The following is a 23,761-nucleotide window of genomic DNA, read 5'->3' on the forward strand; positions in this document are numbered from 1 at the left end:
GGAATTATGCGTCTGGATCGTCTTACTAATAAATTTCAACTTGCTCTCTCCGACGCGCAGTCTCTGGCATTGGGACACGACAACCAGTTTATCGAACCTTTACATCTGATGAGCGCACTGCTCAAACAGGAAGGGGGATCGGTCGCTCCGCTGTTGTCCTCTACCGGCATAGACGTGGCCTCTCTGCGTACGCAGATTGACCAGGCTATCGATCGTCTGCCCCAGGTGGAAGGCAGCGACGGCGACGTGCAACCTTCTGCCGACCTGATCAGAGTGCTTAATCTGTGCGACAAGCTGGCACAGAAGCGCAATGACAACTTTATCTCATCTGAATTATTTGTTTTGGCAGCCCTGGATTCACGTGGCTCGCTGGCAGACATTCTGAAGTCTGCGGGTGCCACTAACGACAAGCTCACCAAAGCGATAGAACAACTTCGTGGAGGTGACAACGTGAACGATCAGGGTGCTGAAGATCAGCGTCAGGCGTTAAAGAAATACACAATCGATCTCACTGAGCGTGCCGAGAAAGGCAAGCTGGATCCGGTGATTGGTCGTGATGAGGAAATTCGCCGTACCATTCAGGTATTGCAGCGCCGTACTAAAAATAACCCTGTGTTAATCGGTGAGCCCGGCGTAGGTAAGACCGCCATTGTTGAAGGGCTGGCCCAACGCATTATCAATGGCGAGGTGCCGGAAGGGCTGAAAGGTCGCCGTGTACTGGCGCTGGATATGGGCGCGCTGGTGGCGGGGGCAAAATACCGGGGTGAATTCGAGGAGCGCCTGAAAGGCGTACTCAGCGACCTGGCCAAACAGGAAGGCAACGTCATCCTGTTTATCGATGAGTTACATACCATGGTGGGCGCAGGCAAAGCGGACGGCGCAATGGATGCCGGTAATATGCTGAAGCCGGCACTGGCACGTGGTGAGCTGCACTGCGTCGGTGCCACCACGCTGGATGAATATCGCCAGTACATCGAGAAGGATGCGGCACTGGAGCGTCGTTTCCAGAAAGTGTTTGTCGCAGAGCCAAGCGTTGAAGATACCATCGCCATTTTGCGCGGGTTAAAAGAGCGCTATGAGTTGCACCATCATGTACAGATTACTGACCCGGCTATCGTTGCGGCGGCCACGCTTTCTCACCGCTATATCGCCGATCGTCAGTTACCCGATAAGGCGATTGACCTGATCGATGAAGCGGCATCCAGCATTCGTATGCAGATTGACTCCAAACCAGAGGCACTGGATCGACTGGAGCGGCGCATTATTCAGTTGAAACTGGAACAGCAGGCGCTGAAGAAAGAGTCTGATGATGCCAGCGTGAAACGTCTGGAGATGCTCGAAGCGGAGCTGAATCAGAAAGAGCGTGAATATGCTGAGCTGGAAGAAGAGTGGAAAGCGGAAAAAGCCTCATTAACCGGTACGCAGAATATTAAAGCGGAGCTGGAACAGGCACGCCTCCAGCTTGAGCAGGCGCGTCGCTCTGGTGATTTGGCGCAGATGTCTGAGCTGCAGTACGGCAAAATCCCGGCGCTGGAAAAACAACTGGCTTCTGCCACCCAGTCTGAAGGCAAAACCATGAAGCTGCTGCGCAATCGCGTGACAGATGTGGAAATTGCCGATGTGCTGGCGCGCTGGACCGGTATTCCGGTTGCCCGCATGATGGAAGGGGAGCGAGACAAACTGCTGCGAATGGAACAGGAGCTCCACTCGCGCGTTATCGGACAGGATGAAGCCGTCGAAGCGGTGTCCAATGCCATTCGTCGTAGCCGTGCGGGTCTGGCCGATCCAAACCGTCCTGTCGGGTCATTCCTGTTCCTCGGCCCAACGGGTGTGGGTAAAACCGAGTTGTGTAAATCGCTGGCTAACTTCCTGTTTGACAGTGACGATGCGATGGTCCGTATCGACATGTCTGAATTTATGGAGAAACACTCGGTATCGCGGCTGGTGGGGGCACCTCCGGGCTACGTTGGCTATGAAGAGGGCGGCTATCTGACCGAGGCGGTTCGCCGTCGTCCGTATTCGGTGATTCTGCTGGATGAGATAGAGAAGGCGCATCCCGATGTCTTCAATATCCTGCTGCAGGTGCTGGATGATGGCCGGTTAACGGATGGGCAAGGTCGCACCGTTGATTTCCGCAACACGGTGGTAATCATGACCTCGAACCTGGGCTCCGATCTGATTCAGGAACGTTTCGGCAATCTGAACTACGCCGAAATGAAGGGGGTTGTCATGGGTGTGGTAGGACAGCACTTCCGTCCTGAATTTGTTAACCGTATTGATGAGGTGGTGGTGTTCCATCCTCTGGGTGAAAAACACATTGCCTCTATCGCACAGATTCAGCTGCAACGGTTGTACAAACGTCTGGAGGATCGCGGTTATCAGCTGCATATCTCTGATGCCGCGATCAAGCTGCTGGGTGAGAACGGTTATGATCCGGTGTACGGTGCGCGTCCACTGAAACGCGCTATCCAGCAACAGATAGAGAATCCGCTGGCACAGCAGATCCTTTCCGGGCAACTGGTTCCGGGAAAAGTGATAGAAATGGATGTCAAAGACGACGTCATTACGGCACATCAGTAAGGTTGTCTCTGTTAAAAACGGGCGTAATGCCCGTTTTTTGTTTCTGAAACGGGCCGGATTGGCGGTTTCTGCGACGGTTTGCCTGGAAAGTGAGCGGTTGAGAAGTTTCTTTGAATTACCCCCTTGCCAGCCCAAAATATTTGCCTATAATGCGCCTCCACTGACACGGCACAACGGCTTACGTAACGCGGTGTTCAGCAGAGAACTCCCCGGAGTTTTCGCCGGAGAAAAACTTCTGAAAAAGAGGTTGACTCTGAAGGAGGAAAGCGTAATATACGCCACCTCGCAACAGACGGTTAACCCGCTGGTTGCACTGCTCTTTAACAATTTATCAGACAATCTGTGTGGGCACTCGCAGGATTGATATCCGCGTCTCCGGACGCAAAAAAATATCAAGTCTTAAGAGTGAACACGTATTGAAATTCATTACGACGTTTTCCTTGAGCATCGCTGCACTGGTTGCAGCAAATCAAACTTTAAATTGAAGAGTTTGATCATGGCTCAGATTGAACGCTGGCGGCAGGCCTAACACATGCAAGTCGGACGGTAGCACAGAGGAGCTTGCTCCTCGGGTGACGAGTGGCGGACGGGTGAGTAATGTCTGGGAAACTGCCCGATGGAGGGGGATAACTACTGGAAACGGTAGCTAATACCGCATAACGTCGCAAGACCAAAGTGGGGGACCTTCGGGCCTCACACCATCGGATGTGCCCAGATGGGATTAGCTTGTAGGCGGGGTAACGGCCCACCTAGGCGACGATCCCTAGCTGGTCTGAGAGGATGACCAGCCACACTGGAACTGAGACACGGTCCAGACTCCTACGGGAGGCAGCAGTGGGGAATATTGCACAATGGGCGCAAGCCTGATGCAGCCATGCCGCGTGTATGAAGAAGGCCTTCGGGTTGTAAAGTACTTTCAGCGGGGAGGAAGGTGGTGAGGTTAATAACCTCAGCAATTGACGTTACCCGCAGAAGAAGCACCGGCTAACTCCGTGCCAGCAGCCGCGGTAATACGGAGGGTGCAAGCGTTAATCGGAATTACTGGGCGTAAAGCGCACGCAGGCGGTCTGTTAAGTCAGATGTGAAATCCCCGGGCTTAACCTGGGAACTGCATTTGAAACTGGCAGGCTTGAGTCTCGTAGAGGGGGGTAGAATTCCAGGTGTAGCGGTGAAATGCGTAGAGATCTGGAGGAATACCGGTGGCGAAGGCGGCCCCCTGGACGAAGACTGACGCTCAGGTGCGAAAGCGTGGGGAGCAAACAGGATTAGATACCCTGGTAGTCCACGCCGTAAACGATGTCGACTTGGAGGTTGTTCCCTTGAGGAGTGGCTTCCGGAGCTAACGCGTTAAGTCGACCGCCTGGGGAGTACGGCCGCAAGGTTAAAACTCAAATGAATTGACGGGGGCCCGCACAAGCGGTGGAGCATGTGGTTTAATTCGATGCAACGCGAAGAACCTTACCTACTCTTGACATCCAGCGAACTTTCCAGAGATGGATTGGTGCCTTCGGGAACGCTGAGACAGGTGCTGCATGGCTGTCGTCAGCTCGTGTTGTGAAATGTTGGGTTAAGTCCCGCAACGAGCGCAACCCTTATCCTTTGTTGCCAGCGATTCGGTCGGGAACTCAAAGGAGACTGCCGGTGATAAACCGGAGGAAGGTGGGGATGACGTCAAGTCATCATGGCCCTTACGAGTAGGGCTACACACGTGCTACAATGGCGCATACAAAGAGAAGCGACCTCGCGAGAGCAAGCGGACCTCATAAAGTGCGTCGTAGTCCGGATCGGAGTCTGCAACTCGACTCCGTGAAGTCGGAATCGCTAGTAATCGTGGATCAGAATGCCACGGTGAATACGTTCCCGGGCCTTGTACACACCGCCCGTCACACCATGGGAGTGGGTTGCAAAAGAAGTAGGTAGCTTAACCCTCGGGAGGGCGCTTACCACTTTGTGATTCATGACTGGGGTGAAGTCGTAACAAGGTAACCGTAGGGGAACCTGCGGTTGGATCACCTCCTTACCTGAAGATACCTTCGTGCGAAGTGCTCACACAGATTGTCTGATAGAAAGTCACGAGCAGAAAAAACCTCTACAGGCTTGTAGCTCAGGTGGTTAGAGCGCACCCCTGATAAGGGTGAGGTCGGTGGTTCAAGTCCACTCAGGCCTACCAACTTCGCACTCATGCTGCGTTATGTCTCCGGCTCGCATAGTTCACTATGCTTCGCGGAAACACGCCTTGCCTGAGCACGAAGTGCATTTCTCATGAAGTGCACGCAGTTGAGTGGTGGTAGTGGTCTCTGCAGTAACTGTATGGGGCTATAGCTCAGCTGGGAGAGCGCCTGCCTTGCACGCAGGAGGTCAGCGGTTCGATCCCGCTTAGCTCCACCATACTTGCTGTTTTTTCTGACAATACTTCAGAGCGTACCGGCGACGGTGTGCTGCGAAGTATTATGCTCTTTAACAATCCGGAACAAGCTGAAAATTTGAAACGACGCACGTCGTGTTCCTCCGTAATAAGGAACACAGCACGATGCGTTCGGGTCTCTCAAAAGCTCATAACACGCAAGCGCAAAACGCCTGTGGGTTGTGAGGTTAAGCGACCAAGCGTACACGGTGGATGCCCTGGCAGTCAGAGGCGATGAAGGGCGTGCTAATCTGCGATAAGCGCCGGTAAGGTGATATGAACCGCTACAACCGGCGATACCCGAATGGGGAAACCCAGTGTGACTCGTCACACTATCATGCAGTGAATCCATAGCGGCATGAGGCGAACCGGGGGAACTGAAACATCTAAGTACCCCGAGGAAAAGAAATCAACCGAGATTCCCCCAGTAGCGGCGAGCGAACGGGGAGGAGCCCAGAACCTGCATCAGCTTGTGCATCAGTGGAAGCGTCTGGAAAGTCGCAGGGTACAGGGTGATACTCCCGTACACAAAGGTGCACAGGCTGTGAGTTCGATGAGTAAGGCGGGACACGTGGTATCCTGTCTGAATATGGGGGGACCATCCTCCAAGGCTAAATACTCCTGACTGACCGATAGTGAACCAGTACCGTGAGGGAAAGGCGAAAAGAACCCCGGCGAGGGGAGTGAAACAGAACCTGAAACCGTGTACGTACAAGCAGTGGGAGCACCTTCGTGGTGTGACTGCGTACCTTTTGTATAATGGGTCAGCGACTTATATTCTGTAGCAAGGTTAACCGTATAGGGGAGCCGCAGGGAAACCGAGTCTTAACTGGGCGTTAAGTTGCAGGGTATAGACCCGAAACCCGGTGATCTAGCCATGGGCAGGTTGAAGGTTGGGTAACACTAACTGGAGGACCGAACCGACTAATGTTGAAAAATTAGCGGATGACCTGTGGCTGGGGGTGAAAGGCCAATCAAACCGGGAGATAGCTGGTTCTCCCCGAAAGCTATTTAGGTAGCGCCTCGTGAACTCATCTCCGGGGGTAGAGCACTGTTTCGGCTAGGGGGCCATCCCGGCTTACCAACCCGATGCAAACTGCGAATACCGGAGAATGTTATCACGGGAGACACACGGCGGGTGCTAACGTCCGTCGTGAAGAGGGAAACAACCCAGACCGCCAGCTAAGGTCCCAAAGTCATGGTTAAGTGGGAAACGATGTGGGAAGGCACAGACAGCCAGGATGTTGGCTTAGAAGCAGCCATCATTTAAAGAAAGCGTAATAGCTCACTGGTCGAGTCGGCCTGCGCGGAAGATGTAACGGGGCTAAACCATGCACCGAAGCTGCGGCAGCGACGCGTAAGCGTTGCTGGGTAGGGGAGCGTTCTGTAAGCCGCTGAAGGTGTGCTGTGAGGCATGCTGGAGGTATCAGAAGTGCGAATGCTGACATAAGTAACGATAAACAAGGTGAAAAACCTTGTCGCCGGAAGACCAAGGGTTCCTGTTCAACGTTAATCGGAGCAGGGTGAGTCGACCCCTAAGGCGAGGCCGAAAGGCGTAGTCGATGGGAAACAGGTTAATATTCCTGTACTTGGTGTTACTGCGAAGGGGGGACGGAGAAGGCTATATCGGCCGGGCGACGGTTGTCCCGGTTTAAGCGTGTAGGTGTGTGCGCCAGGCAAATCCGGTGCACTTTACACTGAGGCGTGACGACGAGGCACCACGGTGCTGAAGTGATAAATGCCCTGCTTCCAGGAAAAGCCTCTAAGCATCAGGTAACACGAAATCGTACCCCAAACCGACACAGGTGGTCAGGTAGAGAATACCCAGGCGCTTGAGAGAACTCGGGTGAAGGAACTAGGCAAAATGGTGCCGTAACTTCGGGAGAAGGCACGCTGGCGCGTAGGTGAAGGGACTTGCTCCCGGAGCCGAGGCCAGTCGAAGATACCAGCTGGCTGCAACTGTTTATTAAAAACACAGCACTGTGCAAACACGAAAGTGGACGTATACGGTGTGACGCCTGCCCGGTGCCGGAAGGTTAATTGATGGGGTTATCCGTAAGGAGAAGCTCTTGATCGAAGCCCCGGTAAACGGCGGCCGTAACTATAACGGTCCTAAGGTAGCGAAATTCCTTGTCGGGTAAGTTCCGACCTGCACGAATGGCGTAATGATGGCCAGGCTGTCTCCACCCGAGACTCAGTGAAATTGAAATCGCTGTGAAGATGCAGTGTACCCGCGGCAAGACGGAAAGACCCCGTGAACCTTTACTACAGCTTGACACTGAACACTGAGCCTTGATGTGTAGGATAGGTGGGAGGCTTTGAAGCGTGGACGCCAGTCTGCGTGGAGCCGTCCTTGAAATACCACCCTTTAATGTTTGGTGTTCTAACGTGGGCCCGTGATCCGGGCTGCGGACAGTGTCTGGTGGGTAGTTTGACTGGGGCGGTCTCCTCCCAAAGCGTAACGGAGGAGCACGAAGGTTGGCTAATCCTGGTCGGACATCAGGAGGTTAGTGCAATGGCATAAGCCAGCTTGACTGCGAGAGTGACGGCTCGAGCAGGTGCGAAAGCAGGTCATAGTGATCCGGTGGTTCTGAATGGAAGGGCCATCGCTCAACGGATAAAAGGTACTCCGGGGATAACAGGCTGATACCGCCCAAGAGTTCATATCGACGGCGGTGTTTGGCACCTCGATGTCGGCTCATCACATCCTGGGGCTGAAGTAGGTCCCAAGGGTACGGCTGTTCGCCGTTTAAAGTGGTACGCGAGCTGGGTTTAGAACGTCGTGAGACAGTTCGGTCCCTATCTGCCGTGGGCGCTGGAGAATTGAGGGGGGTTGCTCCTAGTACGAGAGGACCGGAGTGAACGCACCGCTGGTGTCCGGGTTGTCACGCCAGTGGCACTGCCCGGTAGCTAAGTGCGGAAAAGATAAGTGCTGAAAGCATCTAAGCACGAAACTTGCCCCGAGATGAGTTCTCCCTGAGGCTTCGGGCCTCCTGAAGGGACGTTGAAGACGACGACGTTGATAGGCCGGGTGTGTAAGCGCAGCGATGCGTTGAGCTTACCGGTACTAATGACCCGTGAGGCTTAACCTTACAACGCCAGAGGCGTTTTGGTTGAGAGACAGAAAGAATTTTCAGCCTTGTTTACCGGATAAGAATATGGTTCTGTTCTGCGGACGTGAGTCCGGAGGATTTTGCGCTGAGGCAAGGCGGCAACCGAGACGATGTGAAGGAGCATACTGAAGTATGTGACTGAGCAGCGCGAGGGCGCCAACGCGGCATCAGCCCAAAAGACACAGGACAGGGCAGAAAGAATTTGCCTGGCGGCTGTAGCGCGGTGGTCCCACCTGACCCCATGCCGAACTCAGAAGTGAAACGCCGTAGCGCCGATGGTAGTGTGGGGTCTCCCCATGCGAGAGTAGGGAACTGCCAGGCATCAATCAGGTGAAGAAGCCCCGTACGGAAGTACGGGGCTTTTTTACGTCCGCAAATCATGGTTCAGCAGGCAGCCGGGCAGAATCTTATGGCCGTTTAAAGCCTCTTGAGCCCGATATCCTACGCTGCTGTTTGCACTGAACCGGCTGGCAAGACTCCTTCCATCGGCGCCTGGTACCGTTTCTTTGTATAAATTCTCCAGGCCCGCCATCCTGGGTCAGAAAGTAAACCGTACCCTCAGACCGGCAGGGGATGGCTTTTCTTCACTTCCCTGAGCGAAATCGAAGAATTAATGCTCAGGATCCCCGGCAGCTTGCGCAGTTCCTTTTCAATAAACAGGCTGTAATGATCTAAATCCCGCGCAACCACCTGCAAAAGGAAGTCGGCCTCGCCAGTGATATTGTGGCATGACAGGACATAAGGATTCGCATTGATCCGCTCTTCAAAGTCTCGTGTTGCCGCCTCACTGTGTTGGCTGCAGACCAGACGCACGAATGCCATCACGCCAAACCCCATCTTTCGACGATTCACTACCGCCTGATAACCTTCAATGAAGGCTTCGTCCTCAAGCCGCTTCAGGCGCCGCCATGTTGACGCCGGGCTCATATCCAAATCCTGAGACAGCTTAAGACTCGATACTCTGCCGTCCTTTTGCAGATAGCGCAGTAACGCCACATCTTTCTTATCAAGAATGCTCACTGAAATATTCACTCAGCCTTACTATCATTAATGAAAGATAATTTCATAAACAATGATCCGCCTGCAATACACGAAAAGTAATTTCACGGCCTGTCAGTATACTTTTAGTAAACCATACATGAGGGTTTACTGATGAAAGCGGTCATATACGAATCATTTCTGTCCCCGCCTGTCCTGAAAACGCTGCCGGATCCCACACCGGAACCCCATGGCGTTGTGATTCGGGTTAAAGCAACTGGGGTTTGCCGAAGCGACTGGCATGGCTGGGTCGGCCACGATCCTGATATCCCGTTACCCCACGTGCCGGGGCATGAATTCGCCGGCACGATTGAAGCGGTCGGCAGTGCGGTGACGAAATGGCGGCCGGGCGATAATGTCACCGTGCCCTTTGTCTCGGGATGCGGTTTATGCCATGAGTGCCATTCAGGCAATCAACAGGTCTGCGATCATCAGTTTCAGCCAGGCTTTACCCACTGGGGCTCCTTCGCAGAATATGTCGCCATACAGCAGGCGGATCTGAACCTCATTGCTCTACCGGATACGCTGAATTTCACCACTGCGGCCAGTCTGGGATGTCGCTTCATCACCTCTTTCAGGGCCGTTGTTGATCAGGGGAAAACGTCCGCAGGGCAGTGGCTTGCTGTGCACGGCTGTGGTGGCGTAGGCCTTTCCGCCATCATGATTGCCAATGCACTTGGCGCCAATGTCATAGCGGTGGATATCTCGGATGAAAAGCTGCAACTGGCGCGTGAGCTGGGCGCTGTTGCCATCGTAAATGCCACGCAGGTCGCCGACGTAGCGGAAGCGGTCAGAGAGTTCACCCACGGCGGGGCGCACGTTTCAATCGATGCGCTGGGTCATACGGCAACCTGTGTCAACGCTATCAACTCATTACGAAAAAGAGGCAGGCACGTTCAGGTTGGCCTGATGGCAGGTGAACACAGCGCACCGCCCATTCCTATGGCGCGGGTCATTGCTAATGAACTGGAAATTATTGGCAGCCACGGCATGCAGGCCCATCGCTATGATGTGATGATGAACATGATTCATGCAGGAAAACTTTGTCCGGAAAAACTGATCGGCAGAACCATTAACCTGGAGCAATCCATAGAGGCGTTAATGAATATGGATAAGTTTGAATCGCCCGGTGTTACGGTGATCACTGCATTTTAACGGTCTTCCTGTGCGCATGTCAGTGCTTCCAGGATGTCATCGTGAGGCGCTGACGCGGCGTTATCGGTAAAAGCCGCCTGATATATCACGCAATGATTTCAGTAAATTAGCAACACAGGTCACATTTTATAGGCTCGGGGCAACACCTCTTTCCGTTTTATTGCCGTCCATGCTTTACTCAACGCTTTAACGCTGCTTATCAGCAAGGAGCCGAGGCATAGCATGTCAGACATGAACAGCACTCCCCACACGCAGGCGATCGACAGAAAAAAACGTATCTGGGCCATCGTAGGCGCATCCTCAGGTAATCTCGTCGAATGGTTCGACTTTTATGTGTACTCGTTTTTCTCACTCTACTTTGCCCATATTTTCTTCCCCCAGGGCGACACCACAACCCAACTGCTGCAGACCGCAGGCGTCTTTGCGGCGGGCTTCTTAATGCGGCCGATTGGCGGCTGGTTATTTGGCTACATTGGCGACCGCCACGGCCGCAAAAAATCCATGCTGATCTCGGTCTGCATGATGTGTTTCGGATCGCTGGTGATCGCCTGCCTGCCGGGCTACGAAAGTATTGGCATCGCCGCGCCCGCACTGCTTTTGCTGGCGCGTATGTTTCAGGGACTGTCAGTAGGCGGTGAATACGGCACAAGCGCCACCTATATGAGTGAAGTCGCGCTGGAAGGACGAAAAGGGTTTTATGCCTCATTCCAGTATGTCACCTTAATCGGCGGCCAACTGGCTGCGGTACTGACGGTCGTGGTGCTGCAGTTTCTGTTAACCGATCATGAGCTACGAACCTGGGGCTGGCGTATCCCGTTCTTTTTAGGCGCCGCGCTGGCTGTCGTCGCGTTATGGCTGCGCCGCTCGCTGGATGAGACCTCAGATAAACAAACCCGTGAACACCGCGATGCGGGCAGCGTCATCGGCTTATTGCGAAATCATACTAAGCCGTTTCTGATGGTACTGGGTTTTACCGCGGGCGGATCGCTGAGTTTTTATACCTTTACCACCTATATGCAAAAGTACCTGGTCAATACGTCAGGCATGGATGCGAAAACGGCCAGCGGATTAATGACCGGCGCGTTACTGGTTTATATGCTGCTGCAGCCGATTATCGGTGGTTTGTCGGATAAAATCGGCCGCCGCACGTCCATGATGATCTTTGGGGCTGGGGCAGCAATCTGTACTGTGCCCATTCTGACACTTTTGCAAAACGTTCAGAGTCCGGGCATGGCATTTATTCTGATTATGCTGGCGCTGCTGATCACCAGTTTTTACACCTCGATCAGTGGGATTTTAAAAGCAGAGATGTTTCCACCGCAGGTCAGGACGCTCGGTGTCGGGCTTTCCTATGCGGTGGCGAATGCCATTTTTGGTGGATCGGCAGAGTATGTTGCGTTGCTGATGAAACACCACGACATGGAAACCACGTTCTTCTGGTATGTTTCTGGGATGGGGGCACTGGCCTTCGTGGTATCGCTGTTGCTGCACCGGCAGGGTAAGGGCATGACGCTTTAATCGGTCAGCATGCCGCAGTCAGTCTGCGGCATGCTGAAAAACTAGAGGATACGACTGATCAGGCGGTCAATACGGATACGACGCAGGCGTCGAATCAGTTTACGGACTTTAGCCGGGTAGTCAGCAATACTTTCCAGCTCACGGAAATGCTTAACCACAGTGGTATGTTGGCGGATCAGCATCAGTTCGTGCTGGCGCTGATCGGCCAGTTGCTGATGCGGATCGTGGATCAGTACCGCATTTTCCAGATCCAGCCGCCAGGCGCGCGGATTCAGGTTGTTGCCTGTAATAAGCTGCCATTCATCATCGACCCACATCCCTTTCAGGTGATAGCTGTTCTCACCCTCTTTCCATAAGCGCACGATCAGCTGTCCGTTACTGACGTAATACTGCAGGCGACTCAAAAAGCGACGCAGATTAATTTCGTAGAGATAGGGCAGTGCACCGATGATCTTGAACGGCTCATCGGGTGCAATATAGAAGTCATTCGCCGTCTTATCACCCACAATGATCTCGACATCTTTGCCCTGACGTAACAGGGCAATGATATTGCGCACCAGCAAGGCGGGCAGGTTGAAATAGGGGGTGCAGATAGTGAGTTTTTTCTCTGCGCAGGGCATCAGATGGAAAATGGTCTTGTTCAGCAGGCTGTGTTTGCCTAAGCCTACTAAAGGCGTTACGGCCAGTTCATCGTTGCCAGCGTTGCCTTCAAACTGATAGTTAAAACCGCGCAGGTCCTGACGAAACTGCCGGGTTTCGTTTTTAATTTCCGGGCTGGAAGGCCGCTCTGCATAGTCCAGACGATTCACCGCCTCCGCCTCTTTCAAATGGTGATTAATCCATTCGAACATGGTGTCAGCCAGGGCGGGGTTACGGATGAGCTGATAGCGGTCGTAGCGGTATTTATCATGCTGGTGCAGGTAGACGTCATTAATGCTGGCACCGCTGTAAAGCAGCATGTCATCAATGATGAAACCTTTCAGGTGCAGTACGCCCAGCGCTTCACGCGTATTCACCGGGATGCCGTACACCGGAATCACGCTGTCGGGATGTTGCTGGGCCATCTCACAATACCAGTCGGCGTTAGTGGCGCCGCGCGCGGCACCAATGCGCCCGCGCTGGGCGCGGTGCCAGTCAACTAAAATACTGATATCCAGCTGTGGACGCGCGATTTTTGCCGCATAAAGTGCGTTCATGACGGCGCGGCCTGCATCGTCATTTTCCAGATAAAGGGCGACGATACAAATGCGCGATTGCGCTGACGCAATCTTTTCCAAAAGCGTCTCACGGAATTCGCCAGGCGAATAAAGCGTCGACACATCCGCAACAGATTGTGACAGTTTAGGCAGCTGTGCGAGGTGTTGTTGGTGTTTATTGCGCTTAAATTTAGACAACATCACAGTGCACTTCTTCTCGGTTCATTGTATGGCCTTTTGCCACCAAATCAGGGTCATAACGCTAAATAATAACATCAACCCGGGCTGACCGGGCGATTTTTACTTTTCTGTACACGGTAAATTGACATTATCCTGTAACAAAAGCTTAAGGCTGACGATACCATCGTCCATCTGCACCTCCACGTTAAAATTGAGTTTTTTCGCCAGCGTGACCATGCCACGGTTGCCCGGCATGGTGATGCCGTTCAGTTGTTGCAGGCCATGGGCGCGGGTGTAACGAATCATTTTTTCGAGTAACCGCCGCCCCATTCCCAGACCTTTCAGATCGGAACGTACCAGCACGGAGAACTCTGCATCAATGTTGTCGGCATCCGAAATGGCGCGGGTGACGCCGATGATCTCCGGCTGTCCCTGGTGCTGACGCACCGCGACGATCGCCATTTCCCGGTCATAGTCGATCTGCGTCATATTGGCCAGATCGTCATGTGTGAATTCGTTAATTTCGCTGAAATAGCGGTAGTAGAGATCTTCTTTGGTTACCTGACCGATGAAGTCACGCAGCAGCGGTTCATCTTCGGGTAAGATTGGGCGGAACAGGCAATGCTGACCATCTTTCAGCTCCACCTCCTCTTCCAGGTGCTGAGGATAAGGACGAATCGCCAGGCGGGTTTCGCTGTTGCCGTCAAAGGGGGCCAACGACAGGGTGACGTCCAGCAGCGTGAAATCACTGCCCGCCGCCAACAGCGGATGAATATCCAGGCGCGCTATTTCCGGGCAATCCACCACCAGGTTAGACACCTGTACCAGTAACTGGCTCAGCGCGGCAACATCAAGAGGGATGAGCGCACTGCGGCTGCGGATCTTACCGCCTTTGATCGCCTGTATGACCAGATAGCGCGCCAGCGTCATATTGAGCGGCGGCAACGCTACGGCAGCCTGTTTCTCAGCCTGCCATTCCACGCCACCTTCACCCAGCATGATGATCGGGCCAAACAGCGGATCCTGTTCCACGACGATGCGCAGCTCCTGTGCTCCGGCACGATTTGCCATGCTCTGCACGACCAGCCCTTCGATTCGGGCGCTGGGTAACGTCTGTTTTACGCGGTCGATAATGGCGTCTGCCGCGCGCCGCACTTCAGCAGCATTGCGCAGATACAGCATCACGCCCTGGACGTCGGATTTATGCGCCACGTCCGGGGAGCGCAGTTTTAGCGCAACCGGGTAACCGATTTGTTCGGCAATGGTGACCGCATCATCGCTGTCTTTCGCAATCCAGGTGGGCAGAGTGGCCAGCCCGTAGGCTTTGAGCACCGGCTGCACCTCATGCGTATCCAGCGATAACACACCCTGATTTAATGCCTGAGATAAGATCTGGTGCGCCTGCGCACTGTCCTGGGTCAGACTGGCCGGCAGCGCGGGGGTTTCCCGCAGTAACTTCTGATTACGCCGGTATTCCACCTGGTGCATAAAGGCGGTAACGGTACCTTCCGGCGTGCGCCAGGTAGGAATGCCCGCCTGCGTAAAAGCCCGGCGCGCCGCCTGAGAAGAGTATTCCCCGCACCAGTTCGTCAACAGCGTAAGCTGTTTACCGCGCGGATGTTGTTGCACCAGCTGAATAATTTTCTCTGCGGTTTCGGTGGCGGGGGCAACGGCACTGGGGGCATGAATCAGCATCAACGCATCTAAATCATGGCTGTCGAGCAGCACGCTAATACAGTCAAGATAACGCGCCGGTGTGGCATCGTCTTTTAAATCAAGCGGATTGCCATGTCCGACGCCCTCCGGCAGGAAAGCATTGAGCTGCTGCACGGTCTCGTCGCTCAGCACGGCCAGCTTACCGTTGCGGGCATAGAGTTCATCCAGCGCCAGTGCGGCGGGCGCGGCACCATTGCTGACGATCATCAGGCGATGACCACGCGGCGGGCGCATATGGCTTAAGGATTCCACTGCGGTAAACAGCTCGTGGGTATCCTGTACCCGCAGTAACCCGGCGCGCTGAATGGCGGCATCCCAGGCGGCATCCAGACCACTGTGCGTTCCCAGCAACGCCTGTGCCTGACGGCTGCGCCCACTTTTGATGATCAGGATGGGCTTATTACGTGAGGCGCTTCGCGAAGCCGAGACAAAACGGCGTGCATCACTAAGATGTTCAAGATAAAGCAGAATCGCGCTGGTTTTGCCATCGCGGGCAAGAAAATCCAGCAGGTCATCCACGTCGGTATCCAAACTGTCTCCCAGCGCGATAAACCAGGAGAAGCCCAGGTTACGCTGCTGTGCCCAGTCGAGAATGGTATTAGAGACGGCAGATGACTGCGAAATAAACGCAATGCGGCCCTTAGCAATGGGTACGGGCGAAAAGCTGGCATTCAGTCCCTGCCACGGTGCCAGCAGGCCCAGACTGTTAGGGCCGAGCAGGCGGATCTGCCAGCGGCTGGCGCACTGTTTTAATTCGGGAAGCTGGCTGGTGGGCGCAGAAAGAATGATGCAGGCTTTACAGCCTTTCTCGCCAAGCTGCTGCAGCAGTTCCAGATTCCTTTTGTGATGGGTGCAAATCACCGCCAAATCCGGGGCGAAAGGCAAACTGTGAATATCAGGCCAGGCCAGCACGCCGCTTACGGCTTTGTATTTTGGCGTAACCGGCAACACCGGTCCGCTAAAGCCGCCGGCCAGCAGGTTGCGCATCATGAAATAGCCTGCGCGTCCCGGTTTGATCGAGGCGCCGATAACCGCAATGGATTTCGGCCTTAACAGCGCTTCCAGTCCGCGTTGACTCATCACGTACTCCATTCATCAGGATTTAGGTGATTGTAAACGTATTTGCCCCGTTTTACCGCCGGGCAGATCGCAGGCTGAAGAAGGGCGTACATCAGCGCGCCCGGGACACTATTCGTCACGCATGTACGTGACCGCTAACGTTATCGGTTCTGACCGGGATGGTGCGGTTTACCGGCCAGGTAAGCCTGGCGAAACTGCTCAAAATGCCGGGATAAAGCCTGCGCTGCGTCGCTGTCGCCCGCCTGTTGCAGTAATGCCGCTGCAATTTCTGCCGTACAGTGCTGGCCTTCGCCGTGTGCTTCACGCAGCGTGTAGCGGGAAGGGGACGTTACATTGAGCGACAGCACCGGGAAACGATCAAGCCAGGGGCTTTTGCGAAACATCTTCCGCGCCTCATTCCAGGTACCGTCCAGCATAATAAACAGCGGCGGTTTGCCCGACAGCGGCGGCGCGTGGAGAATCTCGCGACCGTCATCCGCATAGGAGGCAGGAAAAACCACCATCGGCTGATAAGCCCCATCGGCCACCGCCGCCAGTAACAGCGGATCGGGCTCCGTGCGTGACCAGCCAAAGGCCTGCGTATTTGGCAACACATCCGCAATCAACCGGCCGGTATTGCTTGGCTTCATCGGCTCGGTATCAAACATCACCAGGCAAAAGCGGCTCCGGGCGGACTGTGTAACGATGCTGTCGCACAGGCACTGTTTTTCCGGCAACAGACAGCCCTGACAGCGAAGCACACGATTTCCGCGGGCTAAAAAAGGACGCGTAGCACGGGCCAGACGTTGGCTGCGTAAACGTAAAACGGCGTTATCAGACATGATTCTTCAGGACAGGAAAAAGCGTAGTGTAATCGAAGCGTAGGACAAAAGGAAAAGGCCAGCAGATGCTGGCCTCAGGGACTTACAGGGATTCGTCGAGCCACTCATTAAAGGGGGCTTTCGGCATCGCGCCGTTCAGCACATCCACCATCTCGCCTTTTTTAAACACCATGATGGTCGGGATACTGCGAATGCGGAAACGGCTGCTCAGGGCGGGCTCGGCTTCGGTATTCACCTTCAGAAAGCGAACCTTACCGCTACGCTCCTGCGCGACGTCTTTATAAACGGGCGCAAAGTTGACACAAGGGCCGCACCAGGGTGCCCAAAAATCCACGACGACAGGCAGGTCATCCTGCAGATAGCTGTCCAGCGTGGCGGCAGTGGCGTTGATCACGTCACCCGAAAACAGGCTTTCGCCACAACGACCACATTTGGCACCATCGGCAAGCCGTTCTTCGGGAACGCGATTGGTTGCCTGACAAGACGTGCATACCGTATTCATAAAAAACCTCTGATAATGATGTAGAGCGCTTTGCTCAATATTGTCCATTATGAAAGGGTGATAAGATCCGCTCAATGTGGATTGCTCTATAGGTTCAATAGTTGATAGCTAAGCGCAGTCACATCAGGTAATCTTCGCGCTCTCAATGCAGGAGGAAGAAATGAACGACGAATTTAAAGGCAAAAGTGGTAAGGTCAAAGTCATGTATGTGCGTGGCGAAGATGAGCAAAGCGCGCGTGCGCCCAATCCTCGTACAGGCAAAGGTGGCCGTCCTGCTGCTCGCCGTGAAGACACTCGTCGTTCATCCGGCCCACGTACTGAGCGCAGTGAAGAAGGCGGACGCAGTACAGGTCGTCGCAGCGACAGCGCGCCACGCCGCAATGACAGTGCACCTCGCCGCAACGATCGCAGCAGCGATAACCGCGACGCTTACGGCAGCAGTGATTCGCCCTGGCGCACCGTTTCCCGTGCACCGGTCGATGAGCCCAAATCGGATAACCCGGGCATCAGCGGTAAAGGTGTCGTGGACGTAGAGCAGATCCGCCGCCAGCGCCTGGAAGAAACCCGGGTTTATGGCGAAAACGCCTGTCAGGCGCTGTTCCAGAGCCGTCCCGAAAGCATCGTGCGTGCCTGGTTTGTGCAGAGCGTTACGCCGCGTTTTCGCGACGCGCTGCGCTGGCTGGCAGCGAACCGTAAAGCCTACCACGTGGTAGATGACGCTGAGATCACCAAAGCCTCCGGCACCGAACACCATGGCGGCGTGTGCTTCCTGATTAAAAAGCGCATGGGCATGGATGTGGCCGCGTGGCTGGAGAAGGCCGAAAGCAAAGACTGCGTGCTGGCCCTTGAAGATGTCAGTAACCCACATAACCTTGGCGCTATCATGCGTAGCTGTGCACATTTCGGTGTGAAAGGGCTGCTGGTGAATGATGCCTCGTTGCTGGAATCCGGCGCGGCAGTTCGTACCGCGGAAGGCGGGGCGGAACACGTTCAGGCCATCAGCGGCACAACCTTTACGCAAGGCCTCGACGCGTTCCGTAAAGCGGGTTACACCATCGTAACCACATCCAGCCATCAGGGTACGCCGCTGTCTGAAGCCGAGCTGCCTGCCAAAATGGTCCTGGTGTTAGGGCAGGAACGTGAAGGCTTGTCCGACAGCACGTTCCAGCAGGGCGATATGAGCCTGTCAATTGGCGGCACCGGTAATGTGGAAAGTCTGAATGTGTCGGTCGCGACCGGTGTGCTGTTAGCCGAATGGTGGCGTCAGAACGCATAATCTGTGCGAGCAAAACGATGGCGCGGCCAAGGCGCCATCATGCTCTATGCCGTTCGTTACCGCGCTTTACTCTCCCTCAGGCTTTGATCGCTGATAATGCGCATCCATCTCATCAAGTACCTGTTGATTCTCCAGTCCCCATTGATAAAGCTGTTCCACCGGTTCTGCAAAGGTTCTGCCCAGCGCCGTTAACTGATATTCCACTTTAGGCGGCACCACGTCATAAACATGGCGGGAAATTAGTCCGCGTTGCTCCAGCTCTTTTAGCGTCTGAAACAACATCTTTTTCGATATTCCCTGCAGGCTTCGCTGCAGTTCCCCCGTGCGTGCGCGGCCGCCAGGCCAGTGAAACAGTGCGTGCAGCACCATTGTGATCCACTTCACCGAAAACAGATCCATCAGGCGGCGCGGTGGCGAATCCACATAAAAAACCAGTTTTCCGTCAACCCAGGCTGGCATAGTGTCCTTCCTTTCTATGGTCACCAAAAGGTGACTACTATCAATAATGAACCCATTTAAGTAGAGTTTGCCGCCTTCCGTTAAATAACGCCAGATACGATGAGAGGCACAATGAAAATCAATGCACTGATCGCCCACGATGCGACACAACCCCTGACGCCCGGCCAGATAGCGCTGCGTCCGCTTCAGCCCAGTGATGTCAGAATCGAAATTCTTTACTGTGGCGTTTGCCACTCCGATTTGCACATGGCCCGCAATGAGTGGGCGGTGAGCCACTATCCATTAGTACCCGGTCATGAAATTGTGGGCCGGGTTATTGAAACCGGCGGAAAGGCCAGCCGTTTTGCCCCCGGCGATCTTGTCGGTGTGGGCGTGATGGTGGATGCCTGCCGCACCTGTCGTTTTTGTCAGCAGCAGGAAGAGCAGTATTGCGAAGCCGGCTTCACCGCGACCTATAACGGCACAGATAAATATACCGGGGAGCGCACCCGGGGCGGTTATGCGGAACACGTTGTCGTCGATCAGGATTTTGTCGTATCGGTTCCTTCGCACTTGCCGCTGGCAGGCGTGGCCCCGCTATTGTGTGCGGGCGTCACTGTGTGGTCACCGCTCCGTCACTTTGATGTCAAAGCGGGCGACAAGGTTGGCGTCATTGGCCTGGGTGGGCTGGGGCACATGGCGGTAAAACTGGCGAGCGCACTGGGTGCGGACGTCACGCTGTTCACCACCTCTCCCGACAAAGCGGAAGATGCGCGCCGACTTGGTGCCCGTCATGTCGTGGTATCACGCCATGCAGCAGAGATGCAGGCCAGTCAGCAGTCGCTGGATCTGATCGTGGACTGCGTTGCCGCGCCTCACGATCTGGATCCCTATCTGGCCACGCTTAAAACCAATGGCCGTCTGGTGCTGGTGGGCATTCCCGACAGCCCGCACGCCTCACCGGATATCACGCCTATGGTATTCCGCCGTTTAAGCATCAGCGGCTCTTCTATTGGCAGCATCAAAGAAACGCAGGACATGCTGGACTTCTGCGGTGAGAACAATATTACGGCTGACATTGAATTGATTCGCGGAGAGCAGACAGAAGAGGCATTTGCGCGGATGCTGAAAGGGGAGGTGAAATACCGGTTCGTGATTGATATAAAAGCGACGCGTTGGTAAGGACGTTCTGGCGTACCGGGCAGGTACGCCAGAACCGGCGAAGACAGTGCGGCAGCCGCTAGTGCGCGCCGCCGCCTCCGCCGCCTGCGCCGAACGGTGGACGGGCAAACCAGATCAGGACCAGCAAGACGAGGAACACGCCCGCCGAGGCCCAGAAAATCTCATTGGCAGAGATAATCAGCCCCTGATTGGTGATCTGCTGGGCGATGTAGGCCGATGCCTGCTGATGCGACATGCCCATCCCTTCAAGCTGGCTGTACATCTGCTGCGCATTGATGTTGTACGGCGTCACCGATTCGGTGAGGTTGCTGTGGTGCATTGCCTCACGATCCGTCCACATTGTCGTGGTAATGGAAGTGCCAATCGAGCCCGCCAGCGTACGCACAAAGTTAGACAGGCTGGATGCCGCGGCCATGCGCTCCGGTGGCAGACCGGAAAGCGTGATTGTCGTCAATGGCATAAAGAAGCAGGCCACCGCGAAGCCCTGAATAAACTGAGGCCAGGCGGAGGCCGCAAAGTCCATCTCGGGCTCAAAGGTGTAAGCTCGCCAGTAAAAACAAATGGCATACATAATGAAGCTAAACGTTACCAGTTGCCGCATGTCTATCTTATGCGAGAAACGCCCAATAATCGGCGACAGGATAACCGGGATAATCCCCACCGGTGCCGACGCCAGCCCGGCCCAGGTTGCGGTATAGCCGTAGACCTCCTGCAGCAACTGCGGCAACAGGACAATCGAGCCAAAATAGAGCATGTAGGCCAGGCTAATCGACAAACAGCCTATGGTGAAATTACGCGATTTGAACAGCGACAGATCGACTATCGGATGCTCATCCGTCAACTCCCATATCAGCAACATCACGAGCGCCACCACGGCGACAATGGTCAGAACGATGATTTCCGTCGAACTAAACCAGTCCAGCTCTTTACCCCGATCCAGCATGACCTGCAGCGAACCGACTCCGACAATCAGCAGGACCAGGCCGACGGTATCGATCGGTCGAATCTGTGTCTGGGTTTCACGACCACGCAGGGTTTGCAGCGTCAGCATAATGACGACAACCCCGATAGGAACGTTGATAAAGAAGATCCAGCCCCAGTGGTAGTTATCGCTGATCCAGCCGCCGAGGATCGGTCCACATATCGGGGCCACGATCACCGTCATCGCCCAGAGCGACAGGGCGATACTGCGCTTGGCCGGGGGATAGTTGTTCAGCAACAGGCTTTGCGACAGCGGAATCAACGGACCGGCCACGATCCCCTGAATGACGCGGAAGAAAATCAGCATCTCCAGGCTTTCTGACATACCGCAGGCCCAGGAGGCCAGCGCAAACAGGATAGTGGACCAGGTAAAGAGTTTGACTTCACCGATGCGCCTGGCGAGCCAGCCGGTAATCGGAATCGAGATAGCATTGGCCACCCCGAATGAGGTGATGACCCAGGTTCCCTGGGAGTTGGACGCTCCCAGGTTACCGGCAATCGTCGGAATCGCAACGTTCGCAATGGTAGAGTCCAGAACCTGCATGAACGTCGCCAGCGATAACGCAATGGTCATTAAGACCAGCGGCATCCCTTTAAGCGGTGTTTGTGCCATTACAGCCTCCGGCTCATCATCCGGCGTTCGCGTGGACGATATCGGTGATCAGCGTATTAACCGGTGCCAGGTCAATGGCCAGCGCGTTAGTGCTGTAAGCTGCCTGCTGACGTACGCTGGTTGCCAGTACGCTACCGTCTTTATTGTCGGTATCAATTTTGACCAACGTTGACAGGCCAATACGCAGTGGATGCTTCGCGACTTCGTCCTGGTTCAGCTCAATGCGTACTGGCAGGCGCTGAACGACTTTAATCCAGTTGCCCGTGGCGTTCTGTGCAGGTAACAGGGAAAACGCGCTGCCTGTGCCCATATCCAGCCCCACCACTTTGCCGTGATAGACCACATCGTCGCCGTAGATATCTGCCACAACGGTGGCCGGTTGACCAATACGCACGCCTGCCAGTTGGGTTTCTTTAAAGTTTGCATCCACCCACAAATCCGTCGCCGGGACGACAGCCATCAGCGGGGTACTGGTGCTGATTTGCGATCCGACCTGGACGCTACGACGCGAGACATACCCGTCCATCGGGCTGCGAATATCGGTACGTTGCAGTGTCAGCCAGGCGTCACGCAGTTGCGCGGCGCTCTGTTTTACGGCCGGCTGGTTTTCCAGTGAGGTGTTCAGGATCATCGCCTGGTTGGCGTTGTATTGCTGAATTGCCACATCCAGCTCTGCTTTCGCCGAGGCCACGGCATCGCGCGCATGTTGCAGTTCTTCACGGCCAATCAGGTTGGACGCACCCAACGGTTCGCGGCGTTTCAGGTCGGCCTGCGCCTGATCCAACGCCGTCTGACGGAGTGCAATGGTGGCCTGATACTGTTTCGCATTAATCATCTGTTGGTGCACCTGACGAACGCTGGTAGCCAGCTCCGTCTGCGCTTTTTCAAAGGCCTGCTGTGCGTCAGTTTTATCCAGCGACACCAGCACATCCCCTTTTTTGACATAGTCCGTATCGTCAAACCAGACTTTGTTCACGCTGCCTGATACCTGGGCCATGATCTGCACCTGATTACCCGCAACATAGGCATCATCCGTTTCCTGAAAATGACGCAACACTAAAAACCAGTATACGCCCCACGCAATGCCGAGCAGTACGACCACCAGCGCCAGTAAAATCAGTGCGCCTTTGCGCTTTTTCTTTTTGTTGTTCACAGGCTGATGCGGGCTTTGCGCCTCTGATGCACTCATGTATTTCTCCACGTTTTCCACTATGTCGGCGAGGTCAAGTCCGTTTTCGCCTTCGCCCGAGCCAAAAAAGCCAGCGACTAAGCGCTGGCCGGATGAAAGAGGGTTAAAATAACGATTTCGTCAGGTGATTGTGTCGCAGATCTTGCTATTACCGTGATAACGAGGCAGACAGTTTGTCTTCTTCCATTTTATCCAGTCGGGTAAGCAACTTACGGGTGATGCTTTCGAGCTGCGACTTTTCGTCAGCGGTCAGAGCGGACCACAGATATTGCAGGCTCTGATGCTGCGGCGGCAGAACCTGCTGCAGGAAGGCATTACCTTTGTCGGTCAGATGCAGATGCAGACAGCGGCGATCCTGCGCACTTTCACGGCGCTCAATCCAGCCGCGTTTTTCCAGCTCATCAGCGATGCGCGTGGCGTTGGTACGTGATGAACCCAGCGCGGTGCTCAGTTCAGAAGGCTGAATGCTCTGATCTTCCTGCGCATCCAGGGTCAGCAATGCCATAAACAGGGTTTCATTGATGCCCTGTTCTTTCAGCATCTTATTACGATTATCCAGCAGCTTACCTTGCATATGCATGCAGAGTCGCGTCAGAAGAATCTCCTGGAAGGGGAAATCCGCATGACGATTGGCGCGGATGTTTAACATTTGCTCAATGGGAGTAAACGAACTTTCCATTAGAAAAAACCTCACTAATTTCAACTTTTATAGTAACCACGGCGACAGCATGACTGTTGAGTCACCGGACACAGAAGCGGTGTTCTCGGGCTGTTCCACT

The 23,761-nt window shown here is 54.6% G+C and carries 14 protein-coding genes, 2 tRNA genes and 3 rRNA genes; 10 read left to right on the top strand and 9 right to left on the bottom strand.

The window, feature by feature from the left end:
• Positions 1 to 6 precede the first annotated feature (6 nt).
• The 6 genes from clpB to rrf all read left to right on the top strand — a co-directional run bounded on the left by clpB (position 7) and on the right by rrf (position 8,418).
• Positions 7 to 2,580 (top strand): ATP-dependent chaperone ClpB, encoded by a 2,574-nt coding sequence (gene clpB, locus C1N58_RS01905; protein ID WP_033739502.1) that lies wholly within the window; start codon positions 7 to 9, stop codon positions 2,578 to 2,580.
• A gap of 478 nt (positions 2,581 to 3,058) precedes the next feature.
• Positions 3,059 to 4,600, top strand: a 16S ribosomal RNA gene (locus C1N58_RS01910).
• 73 nt (positions 4,601 to 4,673) lie between these two features.
• Positions 4,674 to 4,750: transfer RNA gene (locus C1N58_RS01915), tRNA-Ile, on the top strand.
• A gap of 142 nt (positions 4,751 to 4,892) precedes the next feature.
• A tRNA-Ala gene (locus C1N58_RS01920) sits at positions 4,893 to 4,968 on the top strand.
• A gap of 202 nt (positions 4,969 to 5,170) precedes the next feature.
• Positions 5,171 to 8,076: ribosomal RNA gene (locus tag C1N58_RS01925) — 23S ribosomal RNA — on the top strand.
• 226 nt (positions 8,077 to 8,302) lie between these two features.
• A 5S ribosomal RNA gene (rrf, locus tag C1N58_RS01930) occupies positions 8,303 to 8,418 on the top strand.
• Together the 16S, 23S and 5S rRNA genes with 2 tRNA genes alongside form the textbook arrangement of a ribosomal RNA operon.
• Positions 8,419 to 8,655: 237 nt before the next feature.
• Here rrf and C1N58_RS01935 read toward each other — a convergent pair.
• Positions 8,656 to 9,117 carry an Lrp/AsnC family transcriptional regulator gene (locus C1N58_RS01935; protein ID WP_233255815.1) on the bottom strand — a complete coding sequence of 154 codons (462 nt, stop codon included), beginning with the start codon at positions 9,115 to 9,117 and terminating at the stop codon, positions 8,656 to 8,658.
• Between the two features lie 132 nt (positions 9,118 to 9,249).
• Between C1N58_RS01935 and C1N58_RS01940 the strand changes: the two genes are divergently transcribed.
• Both C1N58_RS01940 and C1N58_RS01945 read left to right on the top strand, forming a co-directional pair.
• On the top strand, positions 9,250 to 10,290 hold the full coding sequence (locus C1N58_RS01940) for a zinc-dependent alcohol dehydrogenase family protein (protein ID WP_058702295.1): 1,041 nt from the start codon (positions 9,250 to 9,252) through the stop codon (positions 10,288 to 10,290).
• A 222-nt stretch (positions 10,291 to 10,512) separates the two neighbouring features.
• On the top strand, positions 10,513 to 11,808 hold the full coding sequence (locus C1N58_RS01945; RefSeq protein ID WP_039340130.1) for an MFS family transporter: 1,296 nt from the start codon (positions 10,513 to 10,515) through the stop codon (positions 11,806 to 11,808).
• A gap of 41 nt (positions 11,809 to 11,849) precedes the next feature.
• Here C1N58_RS01945 and pssA read toward each other — a convergent pair whose 3' ends face one another.
• From pssA to trxC, 4 genes are all read right to left on the bottom strand, one after another.
• Positions 11,850 to 13,205 carry a CDP-diacylglycerol--serine O-phosphatidyltransferase gene (gene pssA / locus C1N58_RS01950; protein ID WP_375093642.1) on the bottom strand — a complete coding sequence of 452 codons (1,356 nt, stop codon included), beginning with the start codon at positions 13,203 to 13,205 and terminating at the stop codon, positions 11,850 to 11,852.
• 99 nt (positions 13,206 to 13,304) lie between these two features.
• Positions 13,305 to 15,980 (bottom strand): bifunctional acetate--CoA ligase family protein/GNAT family N-acetyltransferase, encoded by a 2,676-nt coding sequence (locus C1N58_RS01955; RefSeq protein ID WP_394564518.1) that lies wholly within the window; start codon positions 15,978 to 15,980, stop codon positions 13,305 to 13,307.
• A gap of 140 nt (positions 15,981 to 16,120) precedes the next feature.
• Positions 16,121 to 16,801, bottom strand: a complete 681-nt coding sequence (locus C1N58_RS01960; protein ID WP_054633257.1) for a tRNA-uridine aminocarboxypropyltransferase — start codon at positions 16,799 to 16,801, stop codon at positions 16,121 to 16,123.
• Positions 16,802 to 16,883: 82 nt separating this feature from the next.
• Positions 16,884 to 17,303, bottom strand: a complete 420-nt coding sequence (gene trxC, locus C1N58_RS01965) for a thioredoxin TrxC (RefSeq protein WP_039340125.1) — start codon at positions 17,301 to 17,303, stop codon at positions 16,884 to 16,886.
• A gap of 160 nt (positions 17,304 to 17,463) precedes the next feature.
• On the opposite strand from trxC, the gene C1N58_RS01970 reads away from it, so the two are divergent.
• Positions 17,464 to 18,579, top strand: coding sequence for a tRNA/rRNA methyltransferase (locus tag C1N58_RS01970; RefSeq protein WP_006120689.1), 1,116 nt, complete (start codon positions 17,464 to 17,466; stop codon positions 18,577 to 18,579).
• Between the two features lie 66 nt (positions 18,580 to 18,645).
• Here the strand turns inward: C1N58_RS01970 and C1N58_RS01975 are convergent, their stop codons facing one another.
• Positions 18,646 to 19,038, bottom strand: coding sequence for a winged helix-turn-helix transcriptional regulator (locus C1N58_RS01975; RefSeq protein ID WP_394550378.1), 393 nt, complete (start codon positions 19,036 to 19,038; stop codon positions 18,646 to 18,648).
• A 111-nt stretch (positions 19,039 to 19,149) separates the two neighbouring features.
• Here C1N58_RS01975 and C1N58_RS01980 point away from each other — a divergent pair, with 111 nt between their 5' ends.
• Positions 19,150 to 20,199 (top strand): NAD(P)-dependent alcohol dehydrogenase, encoded by a 1,050-nt coding sequence (locus C1N58_RS01980; protein WP_039340121.1) that lies wholly within the window; start codon positions 19,150 to 19,152, stop codon positions 20,197 to 20,199.
• 58 nt (positions 20,200 to 20,257) lie between these two features.
• Here the strand turns inward: C1N58_RS01980 and emrB are convergent, their stop codons facing one another.
• The 3 genes from emrB to mprA all read right to left on the bottom strand — a co-directional run bounded on the left by emrB (position 20,258) and on the right by mprA (position 23,661).
• On the bottom strand, positions 20,258 to 21,793 hold the full coding sequence (gene emrB, locus C1N58_RS01985; protein WP_039340119.1) for a multidrug efflux MFS transporter permease subunit EmrB: 1,536 nt from the start codon (positions 21,791 to 21,793) through the stop codon (positions 20,258 to 20,260).
• A 16-nt stretch (positions 21,794 to 21,809) separates the two neighbouring features.
• On the bottom strand, positions 21,810 to 22,982 hold the full coding sequence (gene emrA, locus C1N58_RS01990; RefSeq protein ID WP_283785969.1) for a multidrug efflux MFS transporter periplasmic adaptor subunit EmrA: 1,173 nt from the start codon (positions 22,980 to 22,982) through the stop codon (positions 21,810 to 21,812).
• Positions 22,983 to 23,130: 148 nt separating this feature from the next.
• Entirely contained in the window at positions 23,131 to 23,661 is a 531-nt protein-coding gene (gene mprA / locus C1N58_RS01995) for a transcriptional repressor MprA (RefSeq protein WP_033739447.1), read from the bottom strand.
• Positions 23,662 to 23,761: the final 100 nt, after the last annotated feature.

Source organism: Pantoea sp. SGAir0180 (assembly GCF_043546245.1).